The sequence below is a fragment of the Parageobacillus galactosidasius genome (assembly GCF_002217735.1).
GTDB lineage: Bacteria > Bacillota > Bacilli > Bacillales > Anoxybacillaceae > Parageobacillus_B > Parageobacillus_B toebii.
The window spans coordinates 1,645,633-1,659,717 of sequence record NZ_NDYL01000002.1 but is presented as its reverse complement, the minus strand read 5'-3'; the positions used below and the strand labels follow the sequence as shown (position 1 = coordinate 1,659,717).

Below are 14,085 nucleotides of genomic sequence, written 5' to 3'. Positions count from 1 at the left end.
GGTTAAGCAGGAGGAATCAAAGATGAACGGCTCTGGTTCCTTTTCTTTTCTGGGTTGCGTGCCTGTCACGCCTCAATATTTGTTGGAGGATTGAGAATTGAAAGCGTAAGGGTATTATAATGATGGATAAGAGCTAATGTTCTGTTATTGAGGTGAATGGATGAGCGGAGATTAAGATTTTAAGTATTGGGTTAAGGGGGCTAGAGGGGTATCAGGTGCAGGTGGAGGTTCAGGAAGTGCCGGGGGATGCAGCGATGGTGGTTGTTGGTTTGCCGGAGGAGCACCGTCCGAATAATTGTTGAAAGATTGACAGGATAAAAAGAAGGAGAGCGTCACTACAAAGGTGAACAGCTCTCCTTTTTGTTTTTATAGAATCTGGTAAAGTTACTTAATTTATTATAAAATTAGTAAAAGAGGAAAAATATATTGAAATATCAATTTAACGATTCACAGATAGACTATGATTTTGTCAAATCTAGTCATTAATTAGCTAAATGAACAAAAGGGGATTTGGAAAGAGGAACGGTTGAGAATGTTCTTTTGTAAAAAAATTATATTTGGATTAAGGGGATCGAAATGAAGCAAGTTGTACGATGTGTCATGATTATTAGTTTGTTATTGACAGGATGTAGTGAAGAAAAAAGTAAAGAAACTCAAAAAAACGAGAGTATTGAGACAGTAAAAAAAGATTCGGAAGAGTGGTTGCTGACTTCAAAAAAGGATTGGCTTGCCTTTTCGAAAAAAAGCGGATGGTTAAATCAATACAATCAAGAAGGCAAGAAGTTTGATGAGCCCATAGCGGTAGACTTTGAAGGCGATCAAGTACCAGAAATTGTTGTTCCATATTCACCCGTAAGTGAAGGTACGAATATGTTTGCGGGCTTTGTTGTTGGAAAATTTGATAAAAGAACAAAAAAATGGACTATTTGGAAAGACTATCAATCAGATATTGCCACTAAAACCTATGGGCTTGGTACTTTAACTTTTGAGAACAATCGGGAAGCTCTTGTGCTAGAAGAACTTAGTTATAGCGCAACGATGATCACAGGAAAAGCTTCTGTCTATTTGTTGTCACCTGAAAAAGAACAAATTGTTTGTGGTGTTTCTTTTCCAGCCGATGTTGGAGAAGAAGAGCGAGCTCAAATAAAAGTTGGAGCCAATCGTCTTATGGTAAAATATAACAATAGAGAGGTAGAGTATAAACCGGAAGGAAACAACCTTCTTATTAGCGAATCAAAGAAAATTGTTTTGCGTGACTGGGCTGAATACATCGATGAAGAATTCAAGCAATTACTTAATAAAGGAAAACTGAAGGGAATCCCTGTTTCACTGGGGATGTCATACGATGAGGCAAAAGCTTATGCTGGAAAGCCTGTGGAAGAAGGATATGATGAGGGTGGCATATGTGCTTTTTATGAAAACTATCAGTTTTGCAATGATTCTGAATCAGAGACTGTTACTTTACTAAAATATCATTTTTTAGAAGAAGCGATTCAATTTAAACATATAGAAAAAGTTCTTGGAACACCAAAAGAGAGTTTTTTGGATGAGATGACAGAAACTTATACTTGGATTTATTCTCTATCGAATGGAATGACACTTATCTTTTATTCTTCCTCAAGTTCACCTGATGGATTAATCGAGGCAGTAGAACTGCGTTTGAAATAGGAGCCAGTGCATTGTGATCCGAAAAAGTAGACAATATAAAATCGGTTAAGCAGGAGGAATCTGGGCTAAACGGCCCCGATTCCTTTTCTTTTCTCGCTCGTCTTTTCCAAGAGTCTCAGAACTACGAGAGCCTATCAAGGTGAGCACTTGACAGTTCCTCGGAATTCTGAGAATGGATGGTTAAGATTTGCCCAGTCTACATTCGGTATACTTTTAGACATAGGTAGGGTTCTCCTTTCTCTAAGATTTTTGGTCCAATCAGAGAATACCCTACCTTTTTTCTTTTGTTCTAGCAAAATGCTTTACACAAAATTTTATACATCATCATTAACTGTTTGGTCTGGCAATATGTTTGGCATTACGTCTCAATTATTTAATTCTATACTCCCGTCTATGCTTCTAAAGATGTTTGAGTTGTTTAATTTTTTTGCTTATTTTACTGGGTGTCCCTCGCAAACATATATCTTTTTCAATAAAGCTTATCTTTTAACTTCGTATTTTTTCTCAACAATATATTTCATTTTCAAATACGTTAATGCCTCATAAACCTTTTCGAAGTCCGTTACATTGCCACCATCTAATGTTAAATGTGCAGGTGTCGTATAACTAATTCTGCCATCATAGCTCATCAAAATAAATATAGCAGGACGAGTGTTCCCATCCCTTTGCCAGTCTACCTCACCATAACATACATGATACTTCACAGAACCATTTGGATTATGATTGGACGGAATAATGACTTGTTCAATAATATTATGTACTCTAAAATCGGACATGGTTTCCCTTCCCATGATAAATATTTATCTGAGTGAATGATTTAACACATTTTAACCCTTTTTTGTAACAGATCTAATCAAATGTAAAATTTTTATTTTTACCCTTTTCTCAAAGTTACACAGAACTTGGCTAATTCTTTAAATAATCCTACGACCATAAACGCATAAATTGATAATTTAACCTTATCATTAGAATTTCAGAATCTTGTTCATATTTTTGGATATTCTTTGGTGTTAAGCTCCAAGAAATGCTCTTTCTTTTAGGAGGGAACATTTTCAATATTTTATCTAACGATACTATAAAAATATTTATTTCTTTTCCTGCATCGACAACAAAAGCAAAGTACGGCAAACAATTGAAATGTTCACAAGCCTGCTTTACTTTCGTCACATGACTTTCATCTATCGTAATAGTTGAGGTTTCTCTGCCAGGTCTCCTACTTTTCCCCTTTACTGAAATTCCTAACATTTGTTCGTTTGAATTTTTCTTCTTTGCAATTAAGTCGATTCCAGTATGATCTACTCTTGCACATTCATATCCGTATTTTGAAAGAAAGTAAAGGACTGTGTGTTCTGCAAAATCACCAGTGATTTTAGAGTGATTTGAACTCTTTTCAATTGCTAAGACTCTATTCTCATGTAGACTCATGAATTCATGTTCTGGATTGTAAACAATATGGGGATTCCCAATATCCTCTCTGTTATCCTCCCAAATACACTCCACTCCTCTTCCTTGAGCAGAGCCCGCGAACATGTCACAAGAATTACAAAAATTACTTGTATGCTCTTCATCAAAACACACTACACGATCTAATAATTTACAATAAACTTTAAGGTCTTTAGTGAAATAGTTTATATGATTCACTTTCATTAATTTTACACCTCACACCCTCTCATTAATCCATTTTTATGGATATGTAAAATATTCTTTTTATTTAACAGAAAATCCTTGCGAAACCAATAAATTGTCAAGGCCGATTATTTTTTGGTTCTTACGCATCTTTGATAAAACATCGAATTACATTTAAAATTATTGAATTATTGTTCGTCTCTTATTATGGGTCTTCACCATTTTCTGTGATTTCTACTCAATCCTAGAGACATGTTAGCTGGATGAAATAGGTTCATCAGTCAGGATCCTTCTTCCGCATACAGACCACGAAGTTGGTAGAATGGAAACAGTCAAGTGCTTTCCTTGACGGGTTCCATTCTACCAACTATCATACCGATAGCGGAAGAATGGAGCGCTTAAGCAGCCTGACTACCTGTAGTGTTCCCTGTACACTCCAGAAATACACGCAAACGAAACCGTTCTAGATTTCGATAGCCATATGCCCGGCGTTTGATGTTTTTGATCTTGTGATTCGTCCCCTCAATTCGGGCATTCGTATATGGGCACAAAAAGTAGGAAAGAATAGGCTCCTTCCACCTTTCAAGCGTGTTGGCTGCTTCCTGAAACGAAGCAAAAGGGCTCTGTTTGGCTAACTTAATCCATTCTTCCAAGCGTTCCTTTGCTTCGTTATATCCATCGGTTCGGTAAAAATCCCGAAACAACTCTTTCAGATAATAAGCAATGGAAAGTACCGGATACTCCTCCAAGATATCGTCTAATCGAAGCCGTTGGTCCTTACGAAGCTTTTCACAGCCTTTTAAGAGAAGATATCGAGCCTTTTTCAATGGAGAAAATTCCTTTCTTGCTTGACCCAAGGCTTGTGTCACTTTTTGAACCACATGGTACTTATCGATGACAATCGAAGCAGATGGAAACAGGGCGCGAACCGCCTTATGATAAGGTTCTCACATGTCAAGAATCACCATTTGGACCATTTCTTTCGACAGGACATTTTGGCTCAACAAGTTGACGGCAGAGTCACATTGGCGATCGGCATGCATTCCCATGACCGATCCGGCTTTGGCATCCATCAATACGGTTTCATACTGATGTCCCTTTTTTACCGCGATTTCATCTAAGCTAAGCACCATCCCTTCCTGAAAAGATGCCTCCGTTGCTGTTTGGCGCTCTTTTGCTTTTTTCGATGCGATGGAGTAATAGATGCGTTCCAATGTCGTATATGGGATGCGGTGCTTTCGGCTAACCTCTTGAATGGTGGAGCCTTCACAAAGTTCATACAAGTACTCACAAAATCGATTGGTGTAGTGTTGATTTGGTTGAATCGATTCCAAAGAGGCGGAAAACACTTGGGAACAATTCCAGCACCGATAGCGCTTTACCTTTACGAACAAGTACACCGGTTGATGGAAAATCGCCAAATCCCGTACTTTTCTTGTCCGTCTGTCGTGGACAGAGGAAGTGGCAAACCCACAATGAGGGCAACGTTCCTGTGTCTCTGTTTTCTCTACATGAATCGCATAACCATAGGAAAGAAGTTCGTGTTTAATAACTTTAAATTCTGGCAATCCTAGTGGTATGGAAAGCACTTACGAGACCTCCTTAATGTTTATTTCACCGCTAACATTATTGCCAGGATCTCGTCAGTGCTTTCTCTTTTTTGTCACTAAATCACAAAATTTGGTGATGAACCATTATTTTTATGAAAAGGTTGCTGATGAAGCTTGTGATACAAAAATTTGAAAAAAGGAATATAAAGAAGAAGTTATTTTAGTTTTAGAATACTCGAAAAGCTAATGAAGATAACGATTTTTTATTTTTGTGCAATTAGGAAGAACCCCCTGACCTCTTAGCTAAAAAGTTATAAGGGAAGGAGGCAACATATAGCAATACATTCCTCTTTTTAAGGAAAAAATAAGTTTGATCAAGAACTTTTTAATAATTTTTTGCATAAAATAATCATATATTCCGTTTTTTGAGGAAAATATATAGAAAATCAATACATTCTTATTTATAATTTATGTAGATACGGAGGTGAAGCGTATGGTAAATACAAACAAAATTGTAGGTCAGAATGTCAAAAAATATATAGAAAGTAAAGGTATTAAACATTCATGGGTGATGGAACGCACTGGTATTAAGAAGACAGCTTATTATAATTTCTTAAAAGGCGAAGGAAATGTGGAGGAGTATGTTGCAAAGATCAATAAGCTATTCCGCATTAAAGATCCGTTCTTTTTTTACAAGGCAGATATGGAATTCAAAGAAAAAACGTTTGGCCGTAGCCGATCTGATTCATTTATGAATTATGTGGCACTTTCGTTTCACGGTACAGTGGACGAAGAATTAAAAAAGGGTATGCACCTTTTTAGCGAATTTGTTGAACTGATCGATGTTTTAAAATCAGTCACAAATTCGGAAAATCCAAGGGGGCAGTCCATTGATTACAAAAGATAATCTTGAAATGATTCTAGAGCATAACAAAACACATTTGCCGAAAATTAAAAAGGCAATGGACCGTATTTACTCCCTCGGAGATCCTCTTGCTCATGTAAAGCCGCTTGATTTTATAAAAACCTATCTTTACGAGCATGCAAATGTATTGCAGTTTCCGATTCAAAATGCTGACTATGGTGGGCTTGTGTATTACTATAACGGTGATTATTATGTCCATATTAATACCGCACAGCCGAGAATATATGAAAATTTCATGTGGGCGCACGAGTTTTATCATTTCTTTTTTGACAGAGATAAAATTAAGAACCCTGACCAAAATTTTATCATGATTGATCATATTTATGATGAAAAAGAGCGGCTTCCTAATCTCTTCGCTTCCGAATTTTTAATTAATGACTTTGTGTTAGAAAGAAGCTTTCAATTTTTAGAAACTGCTCATACGAAACAATCTCTTCCGGAAAAAATTATGCGATTAATCAGTATCTTCCAGATCCCGTATAAAGCGTTAGTTGTTAAACTTGCTCAAAACGAATTGATCACGATTAACGAAGCGAAAAATGCATTGGACTATGATTATAGAAATCGTATTCCTCATGATATAGACAAATCATTTTTCGAGCCTAGTTATACAATAAACATCAGCGGGTTTGATGAATTGTATGAAAAAGCAAAAGGGTTGATGTATGAGGAGGATCTTCAATCGATTAAAAAATCTTATGATAAGCTATATGAACAAGTGTTGGCGTCAGTGCATGATCAAAGGGGGACTAAAGGATGAAGGTCCTCGATTCTCCTGTTTTAGAATCTGTTCGTCCGTTTATTTCAGATAATACGGAGCAATTGTACCAGTCACTAAACGAACACCAAACATTTTATATGTTAGATAATATGATTTTAACGAAATTAAGAAAACAAATATCAAATTTGCCGCTTTTGCTGCAGGCGTTTCATCAGTCTCCGATTTTTCTTATTCCTGATGTAGTGTTAGAAGAGTCTTTTAGGAATATACCCACAAAGGAACGGTATAATGATTATTACTTTGAGCTTTTCAAACAATTATCGGCGAAGAAACAGCTATACATTATATCGATGGAAACCATTTATCAATTATTAGAAAAAGGAATGACGAAAAAGCAATACATATTTGATGCGATGAAACAACTAGCTTTGGAAGCTTTCAGAGTAAATAGAGATATTATTAATAATCTGGAACGATGTGAATTATCCTCTTTTTCGGATCTTCCGAAATTGAGACAAATCATTTTACATAACGGAAATAATGCAGGAGAGCGCTTTATTTGTTTTTTCTCATTATTGCTTGTTCATCAGTACTACGGTCCTGCCTATATATGTAGTGATGACGGCAAAGGTGTATATACGATGTATAATACTTTTGTAAATAACGAAAGTTTATTTCGAATATTAGGTGTCGATGATTTTTTGATGTTTAAAGAGCAATACATCCTGCTGTCTTATGACTGTATTCTACAATTATCCATTAAGAATACGGAATTAAGCTCAGAAGAAATCTATGCTTTTGTGCAGAGTAGCGGTCGAAACGAGTCAAGGAAGGTCATTTATTCGTTAGATGGACAGTCATTCCATACAGAAATTAAAAATGCAAATTTAGCAAAATGGATAGAAGAAGGGAAAATAGAGATTTCCTTTTAATTCTATTGTCAATCATGAAATCTTTAAAATGAATTTTAGAGTGGGATTCATTTTATCATCGGCTTTAACACGGGTAAATGAGGTTTCTTCATTAAGAAATAAACGACATCATAACTAAAGATAAAGATGTTCAAGTGACCATTCGGGAGGACAAGCCGATAAGTTTGCAACTGTAATACTGGTTCAAAATTCAAAAGTCATACTGCTTCATTATTTCGACAAGCAGTAATAACGGAGTGATAAGACGAGAGGATATTGAGCCTGCCGAATCAGCATATGAAAGTTATTGCGCTTTTGATCCTTGCCTTTATTAATCAACTGGGAGGAAAAAAGAATGAGTGATTTTTTTAAGAAATATGCAGCAATTCGAGGCGAGCTGCATGTTCAAAAACTTCAATTAGGAGGAACGATAGCTGTACAGATCAAAACAAGACGGAAGCAGCTGAATATGTCTCAACAGGAACTTGCAGACCGTATTGGAGTTCCAAAATCCACAATTGGAAGGATTGAAGCAGGGCTTACGAGTCCTAGAGTAGGGACACTTTTTAAAATTTCGCAGGCACTGAATACCCCTTTTATCATTGACGGTACGAGTAGACAGGGTCAGACAGGATCATAACCATAACTGCATGTTCAAGTTTAGCATATCATTCATACGCTTATATTATCGAAGTCGTTCCTTGGAGAGAACATTCTCCAAGGAATTTGTTTTTGGAGGAAGGGATCAATGTATGTAAAATTTCGTATCTGTCAATCGTTGATCTCTCCTTATGTGCTTTGACGTTTAGATAAATATGAAAAGTATAAGATAAAAAGGCTGTGAAAAGTACAAAAAGGTCTATAAAGGCCCTTTTTTATATTATTAGGTTTAAAATTAGTGATGATTAGGTTAAAATATTAGTATTAATATATATAAGATATATAAAGGTGTGAAAAGGAGGGATATGGTTTGAGAAAGCTTCGTTCTAATGAAGTGTTCAAACCGGGATCATTTCCGAAATACACATACGTTTCTAGAAAGTCTTCGGGTTTCGGTTTTACGTATGAAACACGTTTGAAGCAAGCTCTTAATACACCGGGATATTTAACGTCCATTATTGGTCCATCTAAAACAGGGAAGACTGTCTTATGTGAGAAAGTGATCGAACCGCAAAATATGGTTTCTTTAACAGGTAGTGATTTTAAAAATGCAAAAGACTTTTGGGAAGTTGTTGCAAATAAAGTCGGTTTGCCTCTTGAAGGAGAATACTCAGAAACGACTGTGCTAAAAGGCACTGATAATAGTCCAGAAGATAAATCATTTTCTACTCGAGAAAAGTATGGATCAAACAAGGATAAGGTGATTGAATTTTTTAAAAAAAATAACCTTGTGTTAGTTCTAGATGATTTCCATTATGCTCCTGAAGAGGTGCAGTTAGATATCGCTTATCAATTAAAAGATGCCATTAGAAGAGAATTTAAAGCTGTGGTTATATCACTACCTCATAGAGCGGATGACGCCATTAGGAAAAATCCAGATTTGAGCGGCAGATTAAATTTAATTAATATCGAACCATGGCAAGAAGATGAGTTAAAGGAAATTGCGATTACTGGTTTTGAGCAGCTTGGCATCAAAATAAGTGATGAATTGGCTTCAAAAATGGCTTTAGAAAGCCTTACATCTCCACAGTTAATGCAGTCAATTTGTTTGAATCTGTCGCTTATTTTAAATATTGATGAAGATGAAAGTATAAAGGAAATAAATGACGAAAAAAAATTGGAAGAAAGTTATCGGTTCACTACTATTAACTTACCGTATCAAGAAGTGGTGAAAAAGTTAATGGCCGGTCCATCCACAAGGGGGCAAGAAAGAAAAAAATATCAATTAAAAAATGGAGAAAAAGCGGATATTTATCATATTTTATTAAAAGCAATTGCTCAAAATCCACCTGTTGTTAGCCTGTCAGTGGACGAAATGAAAGAGAGAATCGATCAGCTGCTAGTAATTAATTCAAAGGAAAAAATCGAGAAGAACAAGATTAGAGATTCTCTTCAAAAATTGCATGATATCATGTTTTCTAGTGAGCCTATTTATCAAGTCTTTGAATGGAAAGATAATCAAATATTCATTCTAGATCCCCTGTTCCTGTTCTTTTTAAGATGGGGTATTTATTGATCGTGAAGGGGGATTTTGTATATGTCGATGATTCAAAAAGAGCCGGATATAGTTATAAAAGAAATAAATGAAAGAATAGATGATCTCGAAAAACTTATAAGCCTCTATGAGCAAAAGCAAGATGTTTATAACTCCTTTAATTCTTGGAGGAGCAATGTAAAAAGAACGTTGAGTGAAAATTTTTCTGAACCATCGATAAGTAGAGATTTTCTGATTGAAACGAAAGTAGTTCCAAATAAATTCTCGAGAGCGGACACTATTAGTAAAGTCGGAGAAGCTCTTCAAAAAAGTAAAGATATTTTGAGCAAATTAAAATCTGACGTTGAGTCCGGTAAATACTTACCAGAGAAAAGTGCTGAGGATCATATAGACAAAACAATGGCTGTAACAATTATCCGAAAGATTTTAAAGAATTTTCATAAACACATTGAGGCGATGTATCAAGATGAAGTTCATGGTAATGGTACGATCAAAAAGGAAGATTTAGATAAGATTAAAATCGGAAATGAGTACGATGTTCAGCGGATACTATATTCGCTAATCAGACCAATATTTCCAGATGCTAGATTTGAGGTTGTGAATGATGCTGGTTACGCTTCCGTCAGATATGATATCGTACTCGATGAATATGGAATTGTAATTGAGATTAAATGTACAAGGGAAAACATGACTGAACGTAAATTGACGGAAGAGTTAGGCGCAGATTCATTTCATTATGAAGCCGATCATCTTTTCCTGTTTATATTTGATAAAGTGAAATTAATAAAAAACCCTGATGCTTTTGAGAAGGCTTTTCGAAGAGAAAAACAAGGTTTTGATAAAGAACTTGAAACAATTATTATTCGAGAAATCACTTTCTGATTTCTAAAATGCAAAGAGTTTTGCTAAGGTGAATGGCATGAATACTCACAGATGTTTATTGCAAAATAAAAGTGGCTCTGACGCAATCTTGGTGATCGGAAGAGGTTCATTGAGAAAATGAGTGTGCAAATAAGTCTTTTTATTTGCATTCTCAATTACCTCAATTTTTCACCAAAAGAACGTAAGAGCCATTTTCTTTTTTTCAGAAAGGAATAAGTATATGGTGTAGTTTGTGAAATCAAATACCCGGCCGGTGGAATCATGCTGATTATGTCCAGTAGAGGGCGAAAATATAGCTAAAAATAGTGGTTTTAAGAATAAAAATGGAAGATTCTAAACTTACTTGACGGTTACACTACTCAAACTATTCCTCAGCTATAGATGCTTTAGATTCTCCTTGAAGGTCCTACTTTTTTTTGTTATGGCAAAGCTTTATACATCATTTCGCAATTCAATGTTTGTAACTATACTTGTTGATATATGCTTTTTGAGTCTGAAAAAAGCATTTTTAATTAATCGATTCAAATGATTGCCTTTGCGACGAGAATATTTGTTTGTCGAAAAATCAGGGGTATCATTTTTTGGAAGAATGTATATACTATGTATATACATTTTGGGTTGGGGGTGATATAATGAACTCAAAGGAACATTTAGAAAGCAAAATAAACCAAAGTAAAGGAGGGGACTACATGTCTACAGTTGTTGCTCAAAAATGGGGAAACAGTTTGGGCATTCGTATCCCAAAAGATGTTGCTGATAAAATAGGGATTAAACAAGGTTCCGAAATAGAATTAAATGTGATTGGAAATGAAGGTATCATCACATTAAAGCCAAAAAGAACACGGAAGAAATACACACTGGAAGAACTAATATCACAGATTACACCTGAAAATCGACACGAGGAAATTGATTTCGGGATAGAAGGGCGTGAATTGATTTAATGCCAGCAGACGTACCAGAGAGAGGCGATTTCGTTGTTTTAAACTTCAATCCACAAGCTGGTCATGAGCAGGCTGGGAGAAGGAATGCTATTGTTTTATCGCCTAAAGAATTCAATCAAGCAACAGGATTTATAGCTGTTTGTCCGATTACCAATCAAAAGAAGGGTTATCCTTTCGAAGTGGATTTACCAAAAGAAGGAATATCCCTTGACGGCGATGGCTATCCAATAACAGGGGTAGTTTTAACTGATCAAATTAAATCATTGGATTGGAAAGCTCGTAATCTAAAAAATTTAAAGAAGTATAATCCAGAAGATGCACAAATTGAAGAAATAGATAAAATAATTGATGAGTGCCTAGCGAAAATAGAAACATATCTGACTTGACATGATCCTTTCTCTTTCAGAAAGGGATTATCGAAACTGTTCCTTGGAGAGAAAATTCTCCAAGGAACAGCTTTTTTAAGGAGCATTCCTGTTAGAAGTTTTTTCGGGGACTTGAATAAAAAAGCCCTCTTAGTATGATTCGGGGGTGTCAATCAGATGAATTGGCCCCTAATTTGAATACCAAGGAGGACTATGCATGAATTCTATCTCAAACAAGAAGATTAATCAAGTCACTGAACGATGTTAGTGATCTCTCTAAAATTACTAAAATATGTAAAAGGAAGATGAGTAAAGAAAATCTCTACCGGGCTTTTCTTTTCTTAAACTTTAGTATTAGAATCCGTTATTTTTTGAAAGAGTAAAATGGAGACAAAAAATTTAAAAAATCGCTCGGGTCGCATTGGAATCTGTTTGTATATTTAAATCAAATACGGGTCATTTTTACATTAGACCGTTTCGATGATATTTTGGTTGTATGTCTGAAGCAAGTGGGACGAATTTGGCATGAGAAGGGAGAAACAGTGCAAAAATCAAACGTTCTCCCTGGATAAGGAAGTATGGAAGCGATCAAATCTTTAATAAACTGAGATTGCATGCGAACTTTCCCCATGGTTGATGGTTTGGTCACCTTTACCATACAGGAAATTTCGTATTTAAGGTAACAAGAGGAGATTTTGCGCTTTATCTTTACCGCTGCCTCTAATAATAAGCAGCAAGTCCGAAGTCTGCAGCACTGAGATTTTTGCGGTTATCGGAATTTGTTGAAAACTCATCGTAACTCTTAATTTAATATATAGCCCTCAAAATCTTTTATAAGTTGTAATATTATAATAAATACAAAATATAGAAGAAGAGGGAATGGTAATATATGAGATCAGTTCTGTTTGCTTTTTTACTGTTCATTTCTTTTTTAAGTGTTTCCAATCATCTCGTTAAAGCTGACAAGCTTAATACATATATTAAAGCCACTAAAAATCACGTTCCACTATTTGATAACAGCACCGGTTCATTGGTAGAAGTCGGTTATATGGAAAAAGGAGATATGTTAAAAGTTTATAAAGATCAAGGAAAAAACTGGTGGCAAATTAAATTCGGTAATAGTTATGCCTATGTTTATAAAGGTAATGTCGAATCGTTTAAGGCGAAAGCGATTAGGGGAGAGAATACAAGCAATTTAAAGAATTCAAACAACACGATTTTATTAATGGAGAATCAGCGAATCTATGATAATAGTACAGGAAAGTTGATTCCGTTTGTTACGATTAAAGGGAATATGCGTTATCCAATCATTCGTAAACTTAGAAATTGGTATCAAATTGATGTTGGTGGTCGGATTGGATACGTCCATCATTCAAAGGCTAGTTGGGACCATGGAGTTCCTGTATTAATGTACCATCATATTTTGAAAAAATCCGAAAACAAAAACTATCGTAATGTATCAACGACAATTTCAGATAGTCAATTTAATGAGCAAATGGATTGGTTAAAAGAAAACGGATATGAAACGATTACATTGCAACGTTTAGAACAGTATGTGCGGGGAAAGGCAAATATTCCTGCCAAAGCGGTCGTCATTACCTTTGATGATGGGTTGAAAACAAGTTTCATATATGCTTATCCAAAATTAAAAAAGTATGGATTCAAAGCGGTCAATTTTATCATAACGAGTAGAATACCGAAAGAACCACAAAAGTTCAATCCAGATAGCTTGCAGTTTTTGAGCCGATCTGAAATGACCGCAATGAGCGATGTATTTACTTTTGGATCCCATACACATCGTTTGCATAATTTAACTGGAAGGAAGAGCGATGTTCTTATTAAGCCTTACAATGTGGTAAAAGAAGACATTAAACGGAGTAAAGACATATTAGGCGCCCGGTATTTTGCCTATCCATTCGGTCAATATAACTCTAGTATTATTCGAATATTAAACGAACTGGATTTTAAACTGGCGGTGACGACAAAAGAGGGGAAAGTGCACATAGGAGATCCTTTGCTGGAGATAAAACGGTTAGGTGTATACCCGGAATATACGCTGAAGGACTTTGCGAAAATGGTTCAAAACTAACAGGGGTGCTCACTTCATTGGCACATCCAGAATGAGAATTTCCCGTTTCCATGGAGAGCATTCCTCTGCACCGTTTCCGCCGTAGGTTTTTGTGAAAATTGGCTAACGCTCGAACATTCATTGGCATTGTTAGACGTCTTGTTCGTCAAGAAAGCATTCAAACAACCGCTATTTTCATAACGGCGAGACCTAGCTGTTCTTCTACTTGCATCTCGAGGATTGGATTTTAAGACTTGTTCCAGCAGCTTAGGT

12 protein-coding genes and 1 pseudogene are annotated in these 14,085 nt (G+C 35.7%); 10 read left to right on the top strand and 3 right to left on the bottom strand.

Features of this window, described 5'->3' with window-relative positions; genetic code table 11:
* Positions 1 to 576 precede the first annotated feature (576 nt).
* On the top strand, positions 577 to 1,668 hold the full coding sequence (locus B9L23_RS18010) for a DUF4309 domain-containing protein (RefSeq protein ID WP_089098146.1): 1,092 nt from the start codon (positions 577 to 579) through the stop codon (positions 1,666 to 1,668).
* Positions 1,669 to 2,147: 479 nt separating this feature from the next.
* Here B9L23_RS18010 and B9L23_RS18005 read toward each other — a convergent pair whose 3' ends face one another.
* The 3 genes and pseudogenes from B9L23_RS18005 to B9L23_RS17995 form a co-directional block, all read right to left on the bottom strand.
* Entirely contained in the window at positions 2,148 to 2,444 is a 297-nt protein-coding gene (locus B9L23_RS18005) for a hypothetical protein (protein WP_081188921.1), read from the bottom strand.
* Positions 2,445 to 2,592: 148 nt separating this feature from the next.
* Positions 2,593 to 3,315: a PDDEXK family nuclease gene (locus tag B9L23_RS18000; protein WP_081188920.1), complete on the bottom strand. Its 723-nt coding sequence runs from the start codon at positions 3,313 to 3,315 to the stop codon at positions 2,593 to 2,595.
* Between the two features lie 377 nt (positions 3,316 to 3,692).
* Positions 3,693 to 4,883, bottom strand: a pseudogene (locus B9L23_RS17995) (ISL3 family transposase).
* Positions 4,884 to 5,337: 454 nt separating this feature from the next.
* On the opposite strand from B9L23_RS17995, the gene B9L23_RS17990 reads away from it, so the two are divergent.
* The 9 genes from B9L23_RS17990 (at position 5,338) to B9L23_RS17950 (ending at position 13,833) form a co-directional block, all read left to right on the top strand.
* Complete coding sequence (locus tag B9L23_RS17990; RefSeq protein WP_062755473.1) at positions 5,338 to 5,751, top strand: hypothetical protein; 414 nt, start codon at positions 5,338 to 5,340, stop codon at positions 5,749 to 5,751.
* Positions 5,735 to 6,529 (top strand): ImmA/IrrE family metallo-endopeptidase, encoded by a 795-nt coding sequence (locus B9L23_RS17985; protein WP_050367864.1) that lies wholly within the window; start codon positions 5,735 to 5,737, stop codon positions 6,527 to 6,529. The genes B9L23_RS17990 and B9L23_RS17985 overlap by 17 nt, the downstream gene beginning before the upstream one ends.
* Entirely contained in the window at positions 6,526 to 7,422 is an 897-nt protein-coding gene (locus tag B9L23_RS17980) for a hypothetical protein (RefSeq protein ID WP_089098145.1), read from the top strand. The genes B9L23_RS17985 and B9L23_RS17980 overlap by 4 nt, the downstream gene beginning before the upstream one ends.
* 334 nt (positions 7,423 to 7,756) lie before the next feature.
* Positions 7,757 to 8,041 carry a helix-turn-helix transcriptional regulator gene (locus B9L23_RS17975; RefSeq protein WP_089098144.1) on the top strand — a complete coding sequence of 95 codons (285 nt, stop codon included), beginning with the start codon at positions 7,757 to 7,759 and terminating at the stop codon, positions 8,039 to 8,041.
* A 330-nt stretch (positions 8,042 to 8,371) separates the two neighbouring features.
* Positions 8,372 to 9,577: an AAA family ATPase gene (locus tag B9L23_RS17970; RefSeq protein WP_089098143.1), complete on the top strand. Its 1,206-nt coding sequence runs from the start codon at positions 8,372 to 8,374 to the stop codon at positions 9,575 to 9,577.
* A gap of 21 nt (positions 9,578 to 9,598) precedes the next feature.
* The gene (locus B9L23_RS17965) at positions 9,599 to 10,438 is read left to right on the top strand and encodes a PD-(D/E)XK nuclease domain-containing protein (RefSeq protein ID WP_089098142.1); all 840 of its coding nucleotides are present in this window, start codon (positions 9,599 to 9,601) and stop codon (positions 10,436 to 10,438) included.
* 632 nt (positions 10,439 to 11,070) lie between these two features.
* Positions 11,071 to 11,379 (top strand): AbrB/MazE/SpoVT family DNA-binding domain-containing protein, encoded by a 309-nt coding sequence (locus tag B9L23_RS17960; RefSeq protein ID WP_033020681.1) that lies wholly within the window; start codon positions 11,071 to 11,073, stop codon positions 11,377 to 11,379.
* Positions 11,379 to 11,765 (top strand): type II toxin-antitoxin system PemK/MazF family toxin, encoded by a 387-nt coding sequence (locus B9L23_RS17955; RefSeq protein WP_089098141.1) that lies wholly within the window; start codon positions 11,379 to 11,381, stop codon positions 11,763 to 11,765. Before B9L23_RS17960 ends, B9L23_RS17955 begins: the two co-directional genes overlap by 1 nt.
* An 868-nt stretch (positions 11,766 to 12,633) precedes the next feature.
* Entirely contained in the window at positions 12,634 to 13,833 is a 1,200-nt protein-coding gene (locus B9L23_RS17950; RefSeq protein WP_141103876.1) for a polysaccharide deacetylase family protein, read from the top strand.
* The last annotated feature ends 252 nt before the right edge of the window (positions 13,834 to 14,085 follow it).